The 20,280-nt window shown below is 66.4% G+C and carries 25 protein-coding genes; 8 read left to right on the plus strand and 17 right to left on the minus strand.

From position 1 onward, the window contains the following. Positions 1 to 64 precede the first annotated feature (64 nt). From ubiT to ubiV, 3 genes are read left to right on the plus strand one after another with little or no spacing between them, the layout of a single operon-like run. A complete protein-coding gene (ubiT, locus tag LQK81_RS00645) occupies positions 65 to 571 on the plus strand; it encodes a ubiquinone anaerobic biosynthesis accessory factor UbiT (RefSeq protein WP_230802743.1) in 507 nt (168 codons plus the stop codon). After that, positions 562 to 1,539 (plus strand): ubiquinone anaerobic biosynthesis protein UbiU, encoded by a 978-nt coding sequence (ubiU, locus tag LQK81_RS00650; protein WP_230802744.1) that lies wholly within the window; start codon positions 562 to 564, stop codon positions 1,537 to 1,539. Before ubiT ends, ubiU begins: the two co-directional genes overlap by 10 nt. Positions 1,540 to 1,544: 5 nt before the next feature. Continuing rightward, positions 1,545 to 2,483, plus strand: coding sequence for a ubiquinone anaerobic biosynthesis protein UbiV (ubiV, locus tag LQK81_RS00655; RefSeq protein ID WP_442967072.1), 939 nt, complete (start codon positions 1,545 to 1,547; stop codon positions 2,481 to 2,483). Positions 2,484 to 2,533: 50 nt separating this feature from the next. On the opposite strand, the gene LQK81_RS00660 is transcribed toward ubiV, so the two are convergent. From LQK81_RS00660 to nirK, 7 genes are all read right to left on the minus strand, one after another. After that, a complete protein-coding gene (locus LQK81_RS00660; protein ID WP_230802746.1) occupies positions 2,534 to 2,716 on the minus strand; it encodes a hypothetical protein in 183 nt (60 codons plus the stop codon). Between the two features lie 29 nt (positions 2,717 to 2,745). Further along, the gene (locus LQK81_RS00665; protein ID WP_230802747.1) at positions 2,746 to 3,138 is read right to left on the minus strand and encodes a hypothetical protein; all 393 of its coding nucleotides are present in this window, start codon (positions 3,136 to 3,138) and stop codon (positions 2,746 to 2,748) included. Between the two features lie 16 nt (positions 3,139 to 3,154). Further along, positions 3,155 to 3,334 carry a hypothetical protein gene (locus tag LQK81_RS00670; protein ID WP_230802748.1) on the minus strand — a complete coding sequence of 60 codons (180 nt, stop codon included), beginning with the start codon at positions 3,332 to 3,334 and terminating at the stop codon, positions 3,155 to 3,157. 105 nt (positions 3,335 to 3,439) lie between these two features. Continuing rightward, positions 3,440 to 3,886, minus strand: a complete 447-nt coding sequence (locus LQK81_RS00675; protein WP_230802749.1) for a pseudoazurin — start codon at positions 3,884 to 3,886, stop codon at positions 3,440 to 3,442. Positions 3,887 to 4,001: 115 nt separating this feature from the next. Next, the gene (locus LQK81_RS00680; RefSeq protein ID WP_230802750.1) at positions 4,002 to 4,697 is read right to left on the minus strand and encodes a Crp/Fnr family transcriptional regulator; all 696 of its coding nucleotides are present in this window, start codon (positions 4,695 to 4,697) and stop codon (positions 4,002 to 4,004) included. 129 nt (positions 4,698 to 4,826) lie between these two features. Further along, a complete protein-coding gene (locus tag LQK81_RS00685) occupies positions 4,827 to 5,735 on the minus strand; it encodes an SUMF1/EgtB/PvdO family nonheme iron enzyme (RefSeq protein ID WP_230802751.1) in 909 nt (302 codons plus the stop codon). Between the two features lie 121 nt (positions 5,736 to 5,856). Then, positions 5,857 to 6,993 carry a copper-containing nitrite reductase gene (nirK, locus tag LQK81_RS00690; protein WP_230802752.1) on the minus strand — a complete coding sequence of 379 codons (1,137 nt, stop codon included), beginning with the start codon at positions 6,991 to 6,993 and terminating at the stop codon, positions 5,857 to 5,859. 176 nt (positions 6,994 to 7,169) lie between these two features. Here nirK and LQK81_RS00695 point away from each other — a divergent pair, with 176 nt between their 5' ends. Then, positions 7,170 to 8,375 (plus strand): NnrS family protein, encoded by a 1,206-nt coding sequence (locus tag LQK81_RS00695; protein WP_230802753.1) that lies wholly within the window; start codon positions 7,170 to 7,172, stop codon positions 8,373 to 8,375. 30 nt (positions 8,376 to 8,405) lie between these two features. On the opposite strand, the gene arsH is transcribed toward LQK81_RS00695, so the two are convergent. Genes arsH through LQK81_RS00715 form a run of 4 tightly spaced genes read right to left on the minus strand, consistent with a single transcriptional unit; the run spans position 8,406 to position 10,564 of the window. Further along, positions 8,406 to 9,131, minus strand: coding sequence for an arsenical resistance protein ArsH (gene arsH, locus LQK81_RS00700; RefSeq protein ID WP_230802754.1), 726 nt, complete (start codon positions 9,129 to 9,131; stop codon positions 8,406 to 8,408). Then, entirely contained in the window at positions 9,106 to 9,528 is a 423-nt protein-coding gene (gene arsC / locus LQK81_RS00705) for an arsenate reductase (glutaredoxin) (protein ID WP_230804360.1), read from the minus strand. Before arsC ends, arsH begins: the two co-directional genes overlap by 26 nt. Positions 9,529 to 9,530: 2 nt before the next feature. After that, positions 9,531 to 10,229 carry an aquaporin gene (locus LQK81_RS00710; protein WP_230802755.1) on the minus strand — a complete coding sequence of 233 codons (699 nt, stop codon included), beginning with the start codon at positions 10,227 to 10,229 and terminating at the stop codon, positions 9,531 to 9,533. After that, positions 10,226 to 10,564: an ArsR/SmtB family transcription factor gene (locus tag LQK81_RS00715; RefSeq protein ID WP_230802756.1), complete on the minus strand. Its 339-nt coding sequence runs from the start codon at positions 10,562 to 10,564 to the stop codon at positions 10,226 to 10,228. Before LQK81_RS00715 ends, LQK81_RS00710 begins: the two co-directional genes overlap by 4 nt. Before the next feature lie 173 nt (positions 10,565 to 10,737). Between LQK81_RS00715 and LQK81_RS00720 the strand changes: the two genes are divergently transcribed. After that, entirely contained in the window at positions 10,738 to 11,712 is a 975-nt protein-coding gene (locus tag LQK81_RS00720) for a substrate-binding domain-containing protein (protein WP_230802757.1), read from the plus strand. 59 nt (positions 11,713 to 11,771) lie between these two features. Here LQK81_RS00720 and LQK81_RS00725 read toward each other — a convergent pair whose 3' ends face one another. Genes LQK81_RS00725 through LQK81_RS00745 form a run of 5 tightly spaced genes read right to left on the minus strand, consistent with a single transcriptional unit; the run spans position 11,772 to position 16,829 of the window. After that, the gene (locus tag LQK81_RS00725; protein ID WP_230802758.1) at positions 11,772 to 13,040 is read right to left on the minus strand and encodes an ABC transporter substrate-binding protein; all 1,269 of its coding nucleotides are present in this window, start codon (positions 13,038 to 13,040) and stop codon (positions 11,772 to 11,774) included. A 25-nt stretch (positions 13,041 to 13,065) separates the two neighbouring features. Next, positions 13,066 to 13,902: a carbohydrate ABC transporter permease gene (locus LQK81_RS00730; RefSeq protein ID WP_230802759.1), complete on the minus strand. Its 837-nt coding sequence runs from the start codon at positions 13,900 to 13,902 to the stop codon at positions 13,066 to 13,068. After that, complete coding sequence (locus LQK81_RS00735; RefSeq protein WP_230802760.1) at positions 13,899 to 14,834, minus strand: carbohydrate ABC transporter permease; 936 nt, start codon at positions 14,832 to 14,834, stop codon at positions 13,899 to 13,901. Before LQK81_RS00735 ends, LQK81_RS00730 begins: the two co-directional genes overlap by 4 nt. Beyond that, on the minus strand, positions 14,827 to 15,996 hold the full coding sequence (locus LQK81_RS00740; RefSeq protein ID WP_230802761.1) for an ABC transporter ATP-binding protein: 1,170 nt from the start codon (positions 15,994 to 15,996) through the stop codon (positions 14,827 to 14,829). The genes LQK81_RS00735 and LQK81_RS00740 overlap by 8 nt, the downstream gene beginning before the upstream one ends. Further along, a complete protein-coding gene (locus LQK81_RS00745; protein WP_230802762.1) occupies positions 15,993 to 16,829 on the minus strand; it encodes a metallophosphoesterase family protein in 837 nt (278 codons plus the stop codon). Before LQK81_RS00745 ends, LQK81_RS00740 begins: the two co-directional genes overlap by 4 nt. 504 nt (positions 16,830 to 17,333) lie before the next feature. Here LQK81_RS00745 and LQK81_RS00750 point away from each other — a divergent pair. Further along, the gene (locus LQK81_RS00750; RefSeq protein WP_230802763.1) at positions 17,334 to 17,798 is read left to right on the plus strand and encodes an RrF2 family transcriptional regulator; all 465 of its coding nucleotides are present in this window, start codon (positions 17,334 to 17,336) and stop codon (positions 17,796 to 17,798) included. A gap of 37 nt (positions 17,799 to 17,835) precedes the next feature. On the opposite strand, the gene LQK81_RS00755 is transcribed toward LQK81_RS00750, so the two are convergent. Next, the gene (locus LQK81_RS00755; RefSeq protein ID WP_230804362.1) at positions 17,836 to 18,381 is read right to left on the minus strand and encodes a flavin reductase family protein; all 546 of its coding nucleotides are present in this window, start codon (positions 18,379 to 18,381) and stop codon (positions 17,836 to 17,838) included. 173 nt (positions 18,382 to 18,554) lie between these two features. Here LQK81_RS00755 and LQK81_RS00760 point away from each other — a divergent pair, with 173 nt between their 5' ends. Both LQK81_RS00760 and LQK81_RS00765 read left to right on the plus strand, forming a co-directional pair. After that, positions 18,555 to 18,821 carry a hypothetical protein gene (locus tag LQK81_RS00760; protein ID WP_230802764.1) on the plus strand — a complete coding sequence of 89 codons (267 nt, stop codon included), beginning with the start codon at positions 18,555 to 18,557 and terminating at the stop codon, positions 18,819 to 18,821. After that, positions 18,818 to 20,278 carry an FAD/NAD(P)-binding protein gene (locus tag LQK81_RS00765; RefSeq protein WP_230802765.1) on the plus strand — a complete coding sequence of 487 codons (1,461 nt, stop codon included), beginning with the start codon at positions 18,818 to 18,820 and terminating at the stop codon, positions 20,276 to 20,278. Before LQK81_RS00760 ends, LQK81_RS00765 begins: the two co-directional genes overlap by 4 nt. The last annotated feature ends 2 nt before the right edge of the window (positions 20,279 to 20,280 follow it).

The raw sequence follows: 20,280 nt of genomic DNA on the forward strand, positions 1-20,280 counted from the left end.
AAACTGAAACCGGACGTCCGTCCCTAGTCTCGGTCTGTAACGTACACTGCCGAAAGCCCTACGCATGACCCTTCCGCCCGCTTTGGTCGCGCCTGTCGACCTTGCGCCTCTCTGGCTGATCGAGCGCGCAGCCAGGACGATCTTTTCCGGTGTCCTTCGCGCGCACCCCGATCTCTTCGAGCGCCTCGGCGAATACCGGCAGACCCGATATCTCTTCTGCCCGTCCGACCTGCCGCTGAACTTCCTCGTCGTGCCGGCGGCGAAGACGGTGCACGTTTCCCGGAAGGCACAGCGGCCGGTGTCGGATGCCTGCATCGAGGGGCCGCTGGTGCTGCTCCTCGGGCTCATGGAGGGGCGATGCGACGCCGACGCGCTGTTCTTTTCGCGCGAGCTCTCGGTGACCGGAGACATGGAGGCGATGCTGGCGCTGCGCAACGCGCTCGACGACAGCGCGATCGACCTTCCCGACGAGATCGGCAGCCTCGCCGGGCCGCTGGCGCCGCTCGTCGCCGGTGCCGCACGCTATGTCCGCAAGCGGGCGCTCGAAGGAAGGGATGCGACATGGAGCTGATCTGCCCCGCAGGCACGCCCTCGGCCTTTCGCGAGGCAGTCGATGCCGGTGCGGACGCCGTCTATTGCGGGTTCCGCGACGAAACCAATGCCCGCAATTTCCCGGGCCTGAACTTCAGCCGCCCGGAATTGAAGGACTCGATCGGCTATGCCCGCAAGCGCGGTGTCCAGACCTTCGTCGCCCTCAACACCTTCATGCGGGCGGGCCATGAGCAGCTCTGGTACGAGGCTGCGGACGACGCCGTGGCGCTGGGCGCCGATGCGCTGATCCTCGCCGATTTCGGCCTGATGGCCTATGTGGCCGATAAATATCCCGACCAGCGGCTGCATGTCTCGGTCCAGGCCTCGGCCTCGAACAGGGATGCCATCCAGTTCCTGGTCGAGGCCTTCGGGGCGAAGCGTGTCGTGCTGCCCCGCATCCTGACGGTGCAGGATATTGCCAGGCTGACGCGGCAGATCGCCTGCGAGGTCGAGGTCTTCGCCTTCGGCGGGCTCTGCGTCATGGCGGAAGGCCGCTGTTCGCTTTCGTCCTACGCCACGGGAAAATCGCCGAACATGAACGGCGTCTGTTCGCCGGCCAGTCATGTGAAATACCGCCGGGACGGCGACACCATGGTCTCCGAGCTCGGCGCCTACACCATCAACCGCTTCGGCCCCGACGAGGCATCCGGATATCCGACGCTCTGCAAGGGCCGCTTCGAGATCGGCGAGACGCACGGCTACGCCTTCGAGGATCCGGTATCGCTCGACGTCGTCGATCACATCGATGCGCTGAGGGAAGCGGGCGTCTCGGCGCTCAAGATCGAAGGGCGCCAGCGGGGCAAGGCCTATGTCGCCGAAGTGGTCTCGTCCCTGAAGAAGGCCCTGTCGGCCGAGCCTGCCGAGCGCTCGGCACTCGTCGCCCGGCTTCGCGCGATGAGCGAGGGCCAGCGCACCACCTCGGGCGCCTACGACAAGCGCTGGCGATAGGAGAGATCATGACGAACGCACACACGCCGGCGCTCAGTTTGGGCCCGGTCTACTATCTCTGGGACGGCCCCAAGTGGCGGGACTTCTATTTCAGGATCGCCGACGAGGCCCCGGTGGAGCACGTCACCCTCGGCGAGACGGTCTGCTCGAAGCGCCAACACTTCACCGAGCCGCATATCGCCGAGGTGGTCGAGCGGCTCGAGGCCGCCGGCAAGAAGGTGACGCTGTCGACGCTCGCCATGGTCACGCTCGAACGCGAGAGCCGGCATGTTCGCGACCTGATCCGTGACAGTGCGCATCCTGTCGAAGCCAACGATCTTTCGGCGCTGGGCCTGATTGCGGGCAGGGCGCATTCCATCGGGCCGCTCGTCAACGTCTATAACGCAGCGACCGCCAGGGTGCTTGCCGCACGCGGCGCGAACAACATCTGTCTTCCGCCGGAACTGCCGATGAACTCGATCGAGAAGATCGTGGCAAGCCTGCCGGATCTGTCGTTCGAGGTCTTTGCCTTCGGGCGCATGCCGCTTGCGATTTCCGCCCGTTGCGCGCATGCGCGGTCCAAGGGGCTGACCAAGGACAATTGCCAGTTCATCTGCGGCGAGGAGCCGGACGGCCTTCCCCTTCGCACCCTCGATCGCCAGTCGTTCCTCGTCCTGAACGGCGTGCAGACCATGTCGAACAGTTGCGTCGTGCTGCTCGGCGAGTTGCAGGCGCTCTCGGCTGCGGGAATCGCGCGCGTGCGCCTTTCGCCGCAGGACTGCGACATGGTCGCGGTGGCCGCCATCTATCGCGCCGTGCTCGACGGCGCCATGGATGACGGCGAGGCCATCGCGAGACTTTCGGACGTCTATCCGGGTGCGGTCTTCTCGAACGGTTTCTACCACCAGCAGGAAGGCGCTGCCTGGATCGCCAGGGGGCGAAACGCCGCGCTCGGTCAGGGCTGACGGCGGACGGGGAGGGACTTGTCTATCGCGATCGGTCGTGTCGGCCCGGCCTAGCGGCGCCGCTCTCTCGCCGTCAGGCTTGGCCGCCTGACGATATCGGTGGCGCTGGGGCGCAGGCCGATCTCGCGGTCGAGCATGTCAAGGAAGAGGCTCGTCTCTCCGGGCGCGGTCGCGCCCGCCATCAGAATATCCAGCAGGCCGTCCCTGTCGGTGCATCTTGGAACAGGCTTCATCGCCTTCTCCTTTCCGGGGCCTCCGGTCGTCAGTTGCCATCGATGGCGGCGCGAAGGCGCAGCAATTCCCGCAGGTGGCTTGATGCAAGCGCCGCTTCCGCCGCGATGTCGTTCAGAAGCAGGCTCGCCTCGGAAAGCTCCCCGTCGTCGGCGGTGGCGGGATCGAGATCCTCCAGCAGTTCGAGAAGCGCCTTGAGCTTGCGCCGTTGCGTGCGCGTCGCATCCGCCAGGCGCTTCTTCTCCCGGCGATGCTCGAGGTGCTCGAAACTCTGGATGGCGTCGGCGACGCGGTCGCGGCACCGGCAATCCTCGGCGCTGGCCAGGACGACGGTGCGGACTCGGCGGATGGCGTGCAGGACGTCGTCGCGCGGCCCGGTGCGCCTGTCGTCTCCGGAAATGAGCGAGAAACCATTGTCCTTCACGGCGGCCTCCTGCCGGCTACCGGCGAACGAACGGAAACCGCCGGCGGGGACCACCGGCCGATGCATCGGCTTCGCGGGCCGGACGGTCCGCCCGCGCCTCGCTCTCGTCCGGTCGGACGTATCTCTCCCGCACCTGCAACAGCACGGTCCGGCTCAGATGGTCGAGGTGAACGCGCAGATCGTCGACGATATCCATGACCGCTCCCCGGGATTGCAGAGGGCCGCATCAGCGGCACCGTCTGCCGAAACCGGAGGGCTCCGGTCGGAGCCATCCGATGGTGCGTGTGGTGGAAGGGCCAGACTAGAGGCCGCTTGCGGCGATTTCAGTGTCGAGCCGGTCGCGCGCCTTCTTCGGCAGCTTCGCGGACTTGATGGCATCGGCGTTCGCCGGCGCATCGCCGACCACGACGAGGGCGACCATGCCCATGCCCACATGCGGAGCGCACTTGATGGCATAGGCGCCGGGCACGTCGAAGGTGACCTTGATGGCTTCGTTCATCTTGCCCTTGAATGGCTGCGCGCCGTCCGGGATCAGGTCCTTGATACTCTCGGCATTGTGGGACTTGTCGGTCGGCAGGAAGGAAACGGTGTCACCCGCGGCGATCCTCAGCGAGGCAGGCTCGAACACCATCGCGCCGTCCTTGCCCTTGTTCAGCATGTGGATTTCGTGATCGGCGGCGACGGCATAGCCGCCGAGTGCGGCGGTCAAAAAAGCAGCGCCCGCCAAAGTACGAAGGAACGTCTTCATTTTCTTTACTCCTGGCTCGGAAGCCCTCTCGGCTTCGTCAGGAGCAGATTATCCGGACCGTGGAAGTCATCTTTGACATAGCGCAAACATCGGCATGAACGCGATGATCTGCATGCTATTCCTTGACATGATCGGCCAGTGCGGCGAGTCCGTTGATGTCGAGGACGATCAGCTTCTGGCGTCCGCCTTCGACCAGTCCTTTGCCCTCCCAGGCGCTCAGGATCCGGGAGACGGTGTGCAGCGTCGTTCCGGTCATCTCAGCAATGTCCTGGCGTGAAATGGGAAAGTCGATCCGCACGCCCGACCCTTCCTTCCGGCCTGCCTGGTTGGCCAGGCGAAGGACGGCATGGGCGACGCGCCGCTCGACCTCCTGGGTCGACATCTCGCGGATGCGGGTATGGGCCTCCTCGAGGCGCTGGCCGATCGTCTGCATGGCCGTGACGGCGAGCCGCGGATTGCGATCGACGAACTGCGGCCACAACTCGGTCGGCCAGCGCAGCGCGATGCTCTCGGAAACCGCGAGGGCCGTGCCCGGATAGTCCGAGCGCTGCAGCGCCTTGGCGAAACCGAAGAGATCGCCCGGATGGACGACGCGGACGATGATCTGCTGGCCGTCCTCGGTGACCTGCGTGACCTTCAGCCGGCCATGCAACAGCAGGAAGAAATGCGTCGCGGCCGCGCCCTGTTCGAAAACCGCCTCTCCGGCGGGGACGCGGCGGGAGACGGCGTGGCCGAGGAACTTGTCGAGATCCGCATCGCTCATGCGGTCGAATAGCGGGATGGACCTGACCAGGCTCTTGTCGATCTTCACGGCTGCCACTCCCCTCGCTGCAACGACACGGTTTTACGACCAGTGGCGGCGCCGGCGCAAGGCAGCAGCTCTATCGGAAACGTGCATTGACATGGATCAGAAGGTCGCAGAGGAAACCCGCATGCGACCCTACAGGTCGATCCCCCGGTCCCGCAGCGCCTTCACAAGCGGCGCATGCCACGCCGTCGACTTGACCAGCCGGAAGCCGAGATTGTCGGGCGGCGTGCCGACGGCGCAGCCGCCGCCCTTCGGATCCCGGAAGAAGGACGTCATCGGCGAGCGGTGGTTGCCGACGGTGACATAGACGCCGCAGGCGTCCTCGCTGCGAAGGACGGTGTTGTCCTTGTCCAGCATGACCCGGCGATGGCAGGTGCCGGTCCATTCCCAGACATTGCCGCCGAAATCCGACAAGCCGTATTCGTTCTCTCCGAAACTGCCGAGAACGCGCGGCACGGGATCCCGCTTCGAGCGCTCGGCGGCCTCGCGGCGGTAGTCCGCGAGCCAGCGGATGGCAGGATTGCTGCCGTCGTCCTCGAGGCCGAAGGCATCGTCGGGAAAGCTCTTGCCGGCGGCGAAGGCCAGTTGCCGGTCGGTCGGCAGGGTCCAGAGTTCGCCGGTCTTGTCCGACAGCCAGCGGGCATAGGCCCGGGCGTCGTCATAGTTGACGCCCGTCACCGGCACGTTCCCCAGATCGTACGAGACGCCGACGGGCGGGCTGCAGGCACCTTCGGAAACGCAGGCCGTATACTCCGACAACGAGACCTGGTGCTTCATGATCGTCATCGGCCGGGTTTCGGTGATCGTGCGCATCGGCGCGTCGATCACGTAGTTGGCCCGCAGGAATTCCCCGTCCTCGCGGTAGGAGAACGTCCGCGGCGCAATGGTGACCGTCTGCGGCCGGAAAAGCTGCGCGGTTGCCGGCGTCTCGGCAAGGAAGCCCGCCTGGTGGGCTATGCCGCCGGCAAGAACGGCGAGGATCGCGACGGGAAGAAGTGTCTGGAGGATCGGGGTTGAAAGCTTGGCGCGGAAGGTTGTCATGGTCGCCCCCAAAGGCGAAGCGGCCCGCATGGCCAGACGGTGATCAAGGGGGCTGCCGCACGTGGAGATGCGGCAGCCAGGTCTGCGGGCCGGGCGTGCCGGCCCGCATGGGTCTCATGGGCTAACTCCCCGAAGGAGCCCTGACGGCCGTCATGAGATCGTCGTTCCAGTCGCCGGTCACGGTGAAGTGCCCGGCCGCACCGAGTTCGAACGCCTCGATCAGGTTGTGGTTCACGTAGGCGTAGATGCCGGGTTGCTGGAACGTGTAGTACGCAGCGCCGGCCGTGCCGCCCGGGATGAACCAGGTTTCCTGGTCGCGGTCCGGCACGTTGTTGAACTTGCCGGTCTGCCAGACGTAGTCACCATGTCCGCCGATCAGGTGCGGGCGGGTGTCGCGGTTGGCCTGCGAATGGACGACCAGCACCCGCTCGCCGACGGTGGCCTTCAGCGCGTTCTCGCCGGTGAGCGCACCGACGGCCCCGTTGAAGACGACGTGGCTCGGCGTCAGCGTCCGCATGACTGCGAGCGTATCGGCATAGGCGTCGCCGACGCTGTCGTACTTCTTGTAGGCTCCGTTCTCGTCCTTCGGCACGTAGAAGTCCTGCTCGCCGACATAGTAGACGCGATCGTAGACGAGCTCCTTGCCGTGGCCGTCCGTCAGGCCTTCGCGCGGCAGCACCATGATCGCGCCGTTCATGCCCGAGGTGACGTGCCAGGGCACCATTCCCGGAGGTGCGCAATGGTAGACGAAGACGCCGGCCTTGGTGGCCTTGAAGCGGAGGACAGCGCTTTCACCCGGGTTGACGATCGTCAGCGCGCCGCCGCCGAGCGCACCCGTCGCCGAGTGGAAGTCGATGTTGTGCTGCAGCGTGTTGGTTTCGGGATTGACGAGCGTCACCTCGACATAGTCGTCCTGGTGGACCACCATCAGCGGGCCGGGGACCGATCCGTTGAAGGTCATCGCGTGCACCTCGGTCCCGGCGTCGTCGAGGATCATCTTCTTTTCCTCGATCGTCAGCGTGAACTCGACGACCTTGGGGCCGCCTTCGGCCTTCTGGGTGTGCTCGTGGACGAAGGGCGGCTTGACGAGCTCTACCTTTACGTGCGGCAGCGTCGACAGGTCGGCCGGCTTCATCTCTGCCGGAGGAGCCTCTTCGGCGGCCTGGGCGAATGTCGCCGTAATGACCGGAGCCATGGCTCCGGCGAACGCAGCGCCAGCCAACATCGAGCGTCTGGTCATCTGGAAGTGTTCAGTCATCGGTCTTCTCCTTGAACAGGAGCGGGCTATCCCGTTCCGTTGGAGAAAAATCTACGCCACTCGCTAAGGTGGTCTTTGATCCGCGACAAACTTTACTGCGCCATTGCTTGCGAGATATCAAAGAAGGGTGCGACATTTTGTTTACTGATCGTCCTGAATACAGGAGCGACCGCAAGATGAGCACTTCGACATCGAATATCAGGACTGGAGGCACTCCGCGCGGGCTGGCGCGTACCGGGCCGGTCCTGTTTTCCTATGGCTTCCGCCCATTCTTCCTCGGGGGCGCGCTCTGGGCGATCGCCGCCATGGCGCTGTGGATCGCTGCGCTCTCGGGCCAGCTGGATTTCGCCTCGGAATACGGCGCCCATCACTGGCATGCCCACGAGATGCTCTTCGGCTATGCCTCGGCCGTCCTGGCCGGCTTCCTCCTGACGGCCGTGCCCAACTGGACCGGGCGCCTGCCGGTGTCCGGCCGGCCGCTCTTCTTCCTCTTCCTGCTCTGGGCCGGGGGCAGGGTGGCCTTCCTCGCCTCGGATACGATCGGGATCGAACTCGCCGTCGCAGCCGACATGATCTTCCTGCCGGCACTCCTCTATATTTGTGTGCGCGAAGTCGTCGCCGGGAAGAAGTGGAACGACCTGAAGGTGACGGCCGGTCTTCTGGCCCTGTCGCTCGCCAATGCCTGCTTCCACTACGAAGTCATCATGGGCGAGCATCCCGACCGCGCCTATCGGCTTGCGATCGCCGCCTATGTCGGCCTGGTGATGGTCATCGGCGGCCGGATCATTCCGAGTTTCACCCGCAACTGGATCAACAAGCAGGGCCGGACGGACTTTCCCGTTCCCTACAACCGCTTCGACGCCGCCGCCATCGCCATCGGCATCGTCGCGCTCGGCCTCTGGATCGTGCTGCCGGACAGCCGGATCACGGCGACCGGCGCGGCTGTCGCCGCAGCCCTGCATGCGGTACGCCTCTATCGCTGGCGCGGCTGGACGACGTTCTCGGAAATGCTGGTCGCGATCCTGCACGTCGCCTATGCTTTCGTCCCGCTGGGGTTCCTGGCGATCGCGCTCTCGGCCATCGGCCTCGTCGATCCGACCGCGACGCTGCACGTCATGACGATCGGCACGGTGGCGGCCATGATGGTCGCGGTGATGACCCGGGCGACCCGCGGCCATACCGGGCGCGAACTGACGGCGTCGACGCTGACCACGATCTCCTATGCGGCGATCGTCCTTTGCGCCGTCGCACGACCCGCCGCCGGCCTCCTGCCCGACCATGCCGCAACGATCTACACCATATCCGGCATCCTGTGGCTGGCCTCCTTCAGCCTCTTCGTCGTCGAATACGCGCCCATGCTCGTGAAGGGCCGCCGCTGGTAGACCGGCGGCCGGTGGAGCCTTCCGCGGACGTCATATGGATTTCAGCGACGTCCGCCTTTCCAGGTCGGCGGCCTTCTCCTTGCGCTCGCTGTAGCGATCGGTGAGGTAGGCGGAGGCATCGCGGGTCAGCAGCGTGAACTTCACCAGTTCCTCGCAGACGTCGACGACGCGGTCGTAAAAGGGTGACGCCTTCATGCGCCCGTCGGCGTCGAACTCCTGGTAGGCCTTGGCCACCGACGACTGGTTCGGGATCGTCAGCATCCTCATCCAGCGACCGAGGACGCGCATCTGGTTGACCGCGTTGAAAGACTGACTTCCGCCCGACACCTCCATCACCGCCAGCGTCTTGCCCTGCGTCGGCCGGACCGCGCCGATCGCAAGCGGAATCCAGTCGATCTGGGCCTTCATGATGCCGGTCATCGCGCCGTGGCGCTCGGGGCTGACCCAGACCTGGCCCTCGGACCACTCGGACATTTCGCGCAGTTCCTGCACCTTGGGATGGCTGGCCGGGACCTCGTCGGGTAATGGCAGCCCCTTCGGATCGAAGATCCGGACCTCGCATCCGAAATGCTCGAGAAGCCTGCGCGCCTCGTGGGCGAGCATGCGGCTGTAGGACACCTCGCGCAGGGAGCCGTAGAGGATCAGGATGCGCGGCTTGTGCGTCGAGAATGGCGCGCGGAGCGCTTCCGGGTCAGGCGTGCGGAGATATTCGCCGGCGGCGGCAGGCAGGTCAGACAAGGCGCTTGCCCTCCGCATCGATCACCTGCTCGCCGTCCTCCTTGGCAAACGGCCCCTTGTGCGTGTCCGGCAGGATGTCGAGAACGACTTCCGACGGCCGGCTGAGGCGGGTGCCCATCGGTGTCACCACGAAGGGACGGTTGATCAGGACCGGATCCTTCAGCATGGCGTCGAGCAATTGCTCGTCCGTCAGCGCCGGATCGCCGAGACCGAGTTCTGCAAATGGCGTTCCCTTCTCGCGGATCGCCTCGCGGACAGTCAGGCCGGCGTCGGCGATCATCCCGGCCAGTTCTTCGCGCGACGGCGGCGTCTTCAGGTATTCGATCACGGTCGGCTCGATCCCGGCGTTGCGGATCAGTTCCAGCGTGTTGCGCGAGGTGCCGCAGGCGGGGTTGTGATAGATGACGACGTTCATGGTCATGGCCTTCCGGTTGGGGCTGCGGGGTTCTTTTCGAGACGCCGGTCTTCGAACAGCCAGCCCGCCAGCACCGCTGCCGCCAGGGCGCCGGCGACCTCGGCGATGACGAATGCCGGAAGGTCGGCGGGACGGATGCCGGCGAAGGTGTCGCTCAGGCTTCGGGCGATTGCGACGGCGGGATTGGCGAAGGCGGTGGAGGCGGTGAACCAGTAGGCGGCCGTGATGTAAAGGCCGACCAGCATCGGGACCGCTTCCGCCCTGTGGCGCAGGCCGCCGAGGATCGCCAGGAGCAGCCCGAAGCTCGCGACGAACTCCGCGATCCATTGGCCCTGTCCGGTTCTTTCCGTTCCCGACACCTGCAGCAGCGGGACTTCGAACATCAGATGGGCGAGCCAGGCGCCGGCGATCCCGCCGAGGATCTGTGCAACGACGTAGGCGCCCAACTCCCTGGTGGCCAGTTCACCGCGCGCGGCGAAGACCACGCTCACGGCGGGATTGAAATGCGCGCCCGAGACCGGTCCGAGGATCGTGACCAGCACGACCAGGATCGCGCCCGTCGGCAGCGTGTTGGCGAGGAGCGCCAGCGCGTCGTCGGCGGTCCGCATGTCGGCCATGATGCCCGAACCGACGACGGTCGCGACAAGGATGCCGGTGCCGAGGAGTTCGGCAGCGAGCCTGCGCGGCAGCGACGCCTTCATTCGGCGGCACAGCAGGTGGGAGCCGGGACGATCGGGGCACAGATGCCGGGATGCCCCCCGCAGCAGTCCTCCATGAGAAACCGCACCAGGCCGCCGAGCGCGTCGAAGCGCGCGGTATAGATGATCGAGCGGGATTCGCGCTGCTGGCCGATCAGGCCGGCATGGTCGAGCTCCTTGAGATGGAACGAGATGTTGGACGGCGAAACGCCGATCTCCTCGGCGAGAGCGCCGGCCGACATGCCGCCGGGGCCGGCCACCACCAGCATGCGCACGATCTTGAGCCTCGTTTCCTGCGACAGGGCGGCAAACGACGCGAGGGCTTGACGATCATCCATAATTCAACGTTCCTTGAAATATTGAAGTCAGGCTATAGCGCCGATGCACGCCATCGGCAAGACAATTCCCGTCGCCCGGCGCCGGCATGGCCGCCTGACACAATTCCTTCATGAGAAACCGGGAAAACCACGCCGGGTCGGCCAACGGCGGTGTCGGCCGGAAGGGATTGTCGATGAGTACGCTGCAGGACGTGGCGTTGAGAGCAGGGTGTTCGGTCGCGACCGCGAGCCGTGCGCTCACCCGGAACGGCTGCGTCAGCGACGCGATGAGCCGCAAGGTGCGGCGCGCGGCGGCGGAACTCGGCTACCGCCAGTCGCCTGCCGGCGGCAGGGCGGGGCGGCGGGTCATAGGCGTTCTCGTGCCGAGCGTCACCAATCCGGTCTTCTCCTCCTCCCTCTCCAGCATCGAAAACAGGATGCTGATCGCCGGCCATGGCGTCGTGATCGCGCAGTCCCATTATGATCCGGCGAGAGAGGCCGATGCCGTCACGGCACTCCTGAATGATCGGCCCACCGGCCTGATCCTCACCTTGTGCGATCCGGGAAACACCGCCCACCTGCCCCCCGACCTGCCGCCGACCGTGCTGCTCGGCAACCGCCCGGCCGCCGCCTTTCCGGCAGCGGTCTGCGTCGACAATGTCGGGGCCGGTCACGAACTGACCCGGTTCCTGCTGGACCTCGGCCATCGCCGGATCCTGTTCGTCTCCGGAAACTTCACCGCCTCCGACCGCGCCCGGTCGCGGCACGAGGGCTACCTGCAGGCCATGGCGGATGCCGGCGTCGAGCCGCTGGAAGCGATGCAGATCGCCTTCGTCGGCGGCTACAGCCAGCTCGAGCTCGATACCGTGCTCGCCCGGTCCTCGCCGACCGCGATCATCGCCTCCAACGATCTTCTGGCTTTCGGCGTCATCGGCGCGCTGCGGCGTGAGGGGCTGTGCGTGCCGCGCGACGTCTCCGTCGCAGGGTTCGACGGCATCGAGATGGGGCAGATGCTGGATCCGCCGCTGACGACGATCGAGATGCCCGACGCCAGCATGGGCACGACGGCGGCGTCGCTGCTGCTCGACATTGCCGGCAATGGAGCGCCGACCCGGCATTTCAACTTCGACTACCTGCTGCGCCGCGGCGGCACGGTGCGCGCCCTCTAGCAAGGAGAAGGCCGCCGCAGGGGTTGCGACGGCCTTTGCTTGTCAGGTCACGGGAATGCTCAGCTGCGCGGCAGCAGGCGCTTCACCTCGTCGGCGGCGTCGTTCAGCGCTTCGTCCGGCGTGGCCGACTGGTCGACGACGCGCGAGGTGTTGTCGACGATCGTCTGGGTGACGCGGACGCCGTTGGAGCCCGGGAAGGCATACCAGGGGATCATGCGCGGCATCTGCTTCAGGCCGGCCTGGAACAGCGGGTTCTCCTTGTAGAAATCGCCGAGGTATTCGGCGGACGTGGCGGCGAGCTCGTTGTTCGGCACGTAGCCGGTGCCGGGAACGACGACCGAGGCGCCGTAGGGGCCGGCTGCGAACTTGGCGAACTTCCAGGCGGCATCCTGCTTCGCCTCGTCATGCGTCAGGATGACGACGGCGTTGCCGCCGGTCGGCAGCTTGCCGTTCTCCGGGTCGAGCAGCGGGATCTCGGCCGTGCGCAGGTCGAACTTGTCGCCGACGTTCTTGATCGTGTTGCGCAGTGCGCCGGTGGTCTGGAAGGCAAAGCCGACCTTGCCGGCGACGAAGGCCTGCTCGCCGGCCTGCTTGGTGAAGACCGGCATGCCGGCTTCCTTGACCAGGCGGTCGATCACCTGGAACGCCTTCTGGCCTTCCGGACCGTTGAAGGTGACTTCGCTCTCGTCTTCCGAGAGCATCGTGCCGCCGGCGCCGAACAGAAGCGCGGAGAACATCCAGTCGTCGCCCTGCCAGCGGAAGTCGACAGAATCGACGCCGTTGCCGAGCGCCTTGATCTTCGCACCCAGTTCGATGACCTCGTCCCAGGTCTTCGGCGGCTGGTCCGGGTTGCCGCCGGCAGCCTTAACGAGATCGGCGTTGTAGTACATGATCGGGTTGGAGGTGGCGAAGGCGAGGCCGACCTGCTTGCCGTTGACCTGGGCGAGCTTCAGGATCGTGTCGGAGAAGCCCTGCTCGGCCATCGAGGCCTTGTCGCCTTCCATCAGCGGGCCCATGTCGACCGGAATGTTGCGCTCGTCGGCCATGCGCAGGCGGTTGAGGCCGATGAAGGTGATGTCCGGCATCTCGTCGGTGCCGGCCTGGCGCATGATCGTCTGGATGCCTTCCTCGTAGGTCGCCGAAGGATTGGCGAACTGGATCTTGATGTCGGGGTTCTCTTCCATGAACTTCTTCGAGATCGTGTCCATCACGTCCTTGAAGAAGCCCGGCATCGGGTAGTGGACGGTCAGCGTCGTCTCGGCATGGGCCGGAAGCGTCACCGACAGGGTGATCGCGGCGGCGGCAAGGAATGGCTTGAAATGCTTCATCGAATGGCTCCTGTTAAAAGGCCGGTCAACCCTTGAGACCGGTCATGGTGATGCCCTCGACGAAGCGTTTCTGGGCGAACAGGAACGCAGCGACGAGGGGGAAGGTGATGATCAGCGTTGCGGCCATCAGCGCGCCGTAGTCGTCGCCGGCCTCGGCGGCGCGGAAGTAGAGCAGGCCGAGCGGCGGCGTGGCATAGGCCTGGTTGGCGACCACGATCAGCGGCCAGTAGAGGTCGTTCCAGTGGGCGACGACCGAGAAGATCGAGAACGCGGTGATGGCCGGCCAGGCATTGGGCACAATCACCCGGGCGATGATGCCGGGCTCGCTCATGCCGTCGAGGCGCGCCGCATGGATGAGATCGTCCGGCATGGCGCGGAAGAACTGCAGGAACAGGAAGATGCCGAACACCGAGATGGTGAAGGGCGCGACCAGCGCCACGTAGCTGTTCAGCGCCCCGACCCGGTCGAAGGCGACATAGAGCGGCAGTGCGGTGGCGTGGATCGGCACCAGCAGGCCGAGCATGACCAGCACCATCATGGCGCGGGCGGCGCGGAACTTCAGCTTCGCCATGGCATAGGCGCAGGGAATGGCGATCACCACCTGGATGACGAGGATCAGCGCGCAGACGATGACGCCGTTCATCAACAGCGTCCCCATCGACACCCGCGACAACGCCTTGGCGAAGTTCTGCACGTAGAACCATTGCTGCGGAACGAGCGACAAGGACGAGGTGAAGATGTCGCTCTGCGCCTTGCCGGCGGTCGAGACCATGAAGATGTAGGGCGCCAGGAAGACGAGGGCGCCGAAACCGAGGATGGAGAGCCGGATGAGGCGGCCGGGCGTGAGGCTGAGAGAGGTCATGAGTAGTGCACCTGCCGGTCCTGGACGCGGTATTGCAGGAACATCAGTACGACGAGGATGGCGAGGAAGACGACCGTCATCGCCGAGGCGTAGCCGACGCGCAGGTAGACGAAGCCTTCCTGGTAGATGGTGAAGAGCAGCACTTCGGAAGCCTTGTTCGGGCCGCCTTCGGTGAGCGTCTTGACCGTCTCGAACACCTTCACCGCGTTGATGATGCTGATGGTGGTGACGAACAGCGTTGTCGGCCCGAGCATCGGCCAGGTGACCAGGCGGAAGCGGTCCCACGCCGATTTCGCCCCGTCGACCTCCGCCGCCGCATAGAGTTCGCGCGAAATGGCGGTGAGGCCGGCGAGGAAAAGCACGAGGTTGAAGCCGACTGACTGCCAGACGCCGATGATCGACAGGCTGTAGAGCACGGTCGAGGAGGCGCCGAGCCAGTTCGGACCGGGAACGCCGAACGTCGCCAGCATGGCGTTGATCGGGCCGATCGTCGGGTGAAAGAGATATTGCCAGACCGTCGCCATCGCCACCAGCAGCGAGGCGACCGGGAGGAAATAGGCGGTGCGGAAGAAGGACCGGCCGATGCCCTCCGCCTCGATCAGCATGGCCAGCCCGAGCGCCATGAAGATGGAAACCGGCGTGACGATGCCGGCATAGACGGCGGTGTTCCACAGCGAGCGCTGGAAGGTGCGGTCGCCGAGAAGCTCGGCATAGTTCTCCAGGCCCACGAAGCGGAAGTCGGCATAGCCGAGTTCGAAATCGGTGAAGCCCAGGCCGATCACCGCGATCACCGGCAGGATGATGAAGACGAGCACCAGCAGGAGCGCGGGTGCGGCGAGCAGCCAGGCGACGCGGGCCTCGCGCTGCTCCGGCGTGACGGCGCGCGAGACAGTGCCGGCGAAGCCGGTGGCAGAGGTCGCGAGATCAGCCATGCAGCGCCTCCCGCACGACAGCGTCGGAGACGGGCGCGGCCGCGAGGCGTCCGCCGTCCTTGGAGAAGACGAAGATGTGCCGCGGATCCGCTTCAAGCCGCACCGGCGCGCCGGCGGAAAGGCCCGCCCCGTCGGCCGGGGTGACCTTGGCGACCATGGTCTCGCCGATCGCGTCGAGCCGGCAGGTGACGATGATTTCCGAGCCGAGGAATTCCAGCCGCTCGACGCGGGCGGGCAGGCCCTCGTTGCCCTGGCGCGAGACGGTGACGAATTCCGGCCGGACGCCGAGCGTTACCGCCGATCCGGCCGCAACCGTCCGGTCGGCAAGGCGGCAGCGTGTGCCGCCGAGCGCCACGGTCGCGCCGTCCTCGACCTTCGAGGCGATCAGGTTGATGCGCGGCTGGCCGATGAATTTCGCCACCTCGACATGCTGCGGGTCCTCGTAGATCACCTGCGGGGAGGCGAGCTGCAGCAGCGATCCGCCGATCATCACGGCCACGCGGTCGGCCATCGAGAGCGCTTCGGCCTGGTCGTGGGTGACGTAGAGGGTCGGCACGCCGGCGCGCCGGTGCAGGTCCACGATCTCGCCGCGGGCGTGCACGCGCAGGTTCGCGTCGAGGTTGGACAGCGGCTCGTCCATGAGGAAGACCGCCGGACGGCGCACCATGGCGCGGGCGAGCGCCACGCGCTGGCGCTGGCCGCCGGACATCTGCCCCGGCTTGCGGTCGAGCAGGTGATCGATCTTGAGCGATGCCGCCATTTCGCGCACGTCGCGGTGGATGCCCGCCACCGTCTTGCGCTGGCCGGGTATCATGCGGCCGAGAACGGGCAGGCGGCGGGCACGCGTCAGGCGCCGCATCACCAGCGGCACGGCGATGTTCTGCGCCGCCGTCAGGTGCGGATAGAGCGCGTAGGACTGGAAGACCATGGCGATGTTGCGGTCGGCGGCATGGGCCGCGGTCATGTCGCGACCGGCAATGACGATCTCGCCGCTGTCGGCCGTCTCAAGCCCGGCGAGGATGCGCAAAAGCGTGCTCTTGCCGCATCCCGAAGGGCCGACCAGCGCGATGAATTCGCCGGGCGCCGCATCCAGCGTCACGCCCTTGAGGATGGGGTTGCCGCCGAAGGACTTCTCGATGTTGCGAAGCGAGAGCGCGCTCATTCGGCAGCCGCCCTGGCCGCCTTGCCGGCCGATCGCGGATAGACTTCGTGGATCACCTCGTCGATCACGTGCGCGGTCATGCCCGGAACGGTGACGATCTCGCTCCGGACGTCGTCTTCGAAGGTGTGGACGACGGCGCCGACCAGGCGTTCGCCCGGCATTTCGCGTTCCAGCTTGTCGATGACGAAGGCGGCGGACGGCGCCCAGGTGAGCGCGGTGTTGCCGAACCGGCCCTGCCAGGCCCAGTGCAGGTGGCCGCTGGCGAACAGCGCCACGTCATGGGCTGCGATCAGGTCGGTGAGGCGCTTGCGCTGCGAGGGCCGCACGCTCCAGTAGCCGGTGTCGCCCTCGTCCGGGGCATCGACGAACAGGGGCTTGTGGGAAAACAGTGCCAGCCGGCGTCCGTCGCGCTCTTCGAAGGCGGTCCGCAGCCATTCGAACTGCGTCTCTTCCTCTTCGTCCTCGTGACCGAGAAGAAGCGCGTTGAGCCCGACGAGACGCCAGCCGTTCGCGTCCTCGAGAAAGCGGTCGCCGCCGACGATGCGCCGCCAGCGCCCGAGGCGCTCCGGGTTGACCGGCTGATCCATGTGGGCGAAGTGGCCGACGTCGTGATTGCCGGGCACGATCAGCATCGGCACTTTCACCTGCCGCATCAGCTCCATCGAGAAGGTGATGTCGGCTTCCTCGTCGGCCCCGTCCAGCGTCAGGTCGCCGGTGTGGACGACGAGATCGGCGCCGCTGTCCTCGATGAAGGTCAGGAGCGGCGCCCAGTTGCCGTTGAAATGGGTCTTCCCGAGGCTGAAATGGGTGTCGGTGATCTGGATAATTTTCATGGGGCCGCTTCTCCGGACCGGAGCGTCTCAGACTGTCGGACGCGCCGTAGGCAGGCCCTAGCCGGCTCACGTGTCAGCGCTGTAACGGCCTTTTCCAATTCCCTTCCAATTCTGTCATAAATGGCGCGATCGGCGTCCGGACGTGGCCCGTGGGCGGGAATGTATGCGGTGATGGCGCGGCCCCGCCGGGTGGGCTTTCCGCAAGGGGCGGGCCCGTTCAGGGGGAGCACGCATGCCGGCTCGAACCCGGATTTCGCCTCGATCCCGGCCGGAATGACGCCCGCCATGGCCGGATGATGCCGATCGGTGACGCCGCATGCGCAAAAGTGAATAGATCGCGGGCAAGAGACGTCTAATTCGTTGCGGCGGGGTTTATGAATTAATTATACCGGTTTTATATGATTTTCGCACTTGGGTGCCACTAACACCGCATGACGCGGCGTACGCGTCGGCGCTTCCGGGCGGATCCGGATACGGCACAGATGCCGATGAAAGCGGAATGCGATGCTGACGAAAAAAGGAAAATACGGCCTGAAGGCGCTTGTTGACCTGGCGCGGCTGGAGCCGGGCGAAACGGCTTTCGTCAGCGAGATCGCGCTGCGCAACAACATTCCGAAGAAGTTCCTCGACACGATCCTGCTGGAGCTTCGCAATGCCGGCATGCTGCGCTCCAAGAAGGGGCCCGGCGGCGGCTACTCGCTGTCCCATCCGGCCTCGGAGATCCGCATCGGCCACGCCATCCGCGTCCTCGACGGCCCGCTGGCGCCGATCCGCTGTGCCAGCCGCACCGCCTTCGAGGCCTGCGAGGACTGTGCCGATCCGGAAACCTGTCAGGTGCGCCGCGCGATGACGGACGTCCGCGACGCGATCGCCTCGATCCTCGACACCATGACGCTCGCTCAGTTCGTCTCCGTGCCGGATGCCGCCTCCATCATCGACGACGACGAACCGCGGAAGCGAACGGGCTGAGCCGTTTGCGCGGCCTTTGGCGCCGGTGGCAGAAAGGCTACCCGATCGCCGGCGCGAAGCTGCCGTAGCGGCCGTTGTGGTAGACGAGCGACTGGCCGCTGCCGGAAATGACCTCGACCACGCGGCCGAGGATGATGCCGTGGCTGTGGCGTTCGATGATCTCCTCGACCTCGCAATCGATCGAGGCGAGCGCGCCGACGAGGACCGGAGCGCCGCTGATCCGCGTCGTCCAGCTTGCCCCCTCGTAGCGGGCCTCGCCCTTCGTCCCGCCGATCCCGGCAAACCGGTTGGCCACGTCCTCGTGACCGCTGGCGAGGATGTTGACGCAGAAGTGACCGTAACGTCGGATGACCGGGAAGGTGGACGAAGAGCGGTTGATATTGACGATCATCGTCGGCGGCTCGACCGACAGCGCCGTCGCCGAGGTCACCGTGGCACCCGTGCGGTCCGGTCCGACGCCGGCACTGATCACCGACACGGCCCCGGATACGCTGCGCATGGCCGATTTCAGCAGGCCCGGATCGATGAGGGCGGAGCCTTGCGCACGGACCTCGTCGCGCTCGTCCCGCGTCAGCCTGGCCATGTTCATCCCCGGTCTCCTGTCTCCGCCCTAACTGCCGGGCCCGATTTTCGCGGCGAGAATGCGGAGGTGGAATTCTATTGTCAACTAATTTTATGTATTTTATGCTCTGCATCCGGACAAGCTTGACCTCGTCGGTGAAGACGCCCGACATGCGACATCAGGAGCATCGAGACATGACTGCCGCGCCCGGAAAGATCAGCGTCGAGGCGGCGCAGAATGCCTTCCGGCGTCTCGGAAAGGACTGGTGGATCGGCATCGACAGCCCCGTCTTCTCCCGTTACCTTCCTCCAGAAGAGGCTGATCGCTTCGAGGAACTGCCCATGTCGCAACGTCCGCTCGATCATGGCATTCCGTCGCCCCGGGCGACCATCGGCGCCGGGGCCTCCGGTGAGCCGGTCGCCGGCACCCGTTGTTCGGCGGCGAAGGATTGTCAGTCGTGAACCGCGCCGCCGCAAGGCCGGTCGTGGCCATCATCGGCGGCGGCTTCACCGGCGCGGCGCTGGCCTATCGCCTCGTCCACGGAATCTGCGCAGGCTCGGCGCGCATCGTCCTCTTCGAGCCGCGGCAGGTCGTCGGCGGCGGCCTCGCCTACGACACCGACGAGGCCGTCCACCGCATCAACGTTCCGGCGACCCGCATGTCCCTCTTTCCCGGCGACGAGGAGCATTTCCCGCGCTGGCTGGAGGAGACGGGCGCGCTTCGGGACGATCCGGAGGCCGTGACGGCGGATGGCCGCATGTTTCCCCGGCGCGGCGCCTTCGGCCGCTATGTCCACGCCCATCTCGCCCCGCTGGCGGCCGATGGCAGTATCGAGCACCGCAAGACGCGCGTCCGCTCGGTCACGGCCATAGGGCGGGGCGCAAATCAGGGACGCTGGCGGCTGGAGGCCGATGACGGCTCCGAAACGGTCGCCGATATCGTCGTCGTCGCCACCACCCATCCGAGCCCGCAGGCGCCGTCGGTGCTGGCGCGTGCGCTTGCGGAGCACCCGCGCTACGTGGCGGACACGACCGTGCCGGGCGCGCTCGCCGCCATCCGGCCGGACGACAGGGTGCTGGTGGTCGGGGCGGGGCTGACGGCCGCCGACGTGATCGCAGCCCTCGATGCCGCGGGCCATCGCGGTGCGATTGCGGCGATCTCGCGAAGGGGACTGCGCTCGCGCGGGCACGCCGCCCTGCCGCAGGAGCCGTTCGGCGATTTCATGACGCAGCCGAGCCGGACCGCGCTGGAACTGCTGCGGGCCACGCGCCGCGCCATTGCCGAAGCGGCGGCGCAGGGCCTCTCCTGGCATGCGGTCTTCGACCGGCTGCGCACCGATGGCGGCGAGATCTGGAAGGCGCTGCCGGTGGCCGAGCGCTGCCGTCTTGTGCGCTTCCTGCGTCCCTACTGGGACGTGCATCGCTTCCGCATCGCCCCGCAGGTCGAGGCGGTGCTCGAAAGGCGGCTTGCCGATGGACGCCTGACCTTCCGCCCGGCTTCGATTGCGGGCATGGAAGTCTTGGACGACGGCGAGATCGCCGTCCGGCTCCGCGCGCGCCAGCAAAAGGGCGTGCGCGAGGAACGCTACGACGCCGTCGTCGTGACCACCGGCCCGGGCCACGCCGGCATCCTCGCAAGCCAGCCATACCTCGCCGGGCTCGCTGCCGAGGGGCGCCTGCGCGCCGACCCGGTCGGCCTTGGCATCGATGTCGACGAGGAAAGCCGAGCCGTCGATGCGGGCGGACAGCCGCAGCGCTCGCTCTATGTCGCAGGCCCGCTTGCGCGCGGCACGTTCGGCGAACTGATGGGATTGCCGCAGGTCACCGAGCACGCGCATTTCGTGGCCGACCGGGTAGCCGCGGACATCCGCACGCTTGCCGAAGCGAACACGGGCATCCCGCAGCGTCAGGCCAGATGACC

The organism is Rhizobium sp. GN54 (assembly GCF_021026345.1).
Classification (GTDB): Bacteria; Pseudomonadota; Alphaproteobacteria; order Rhizobiales; family Rhizobiaceae; genus Mycoplana.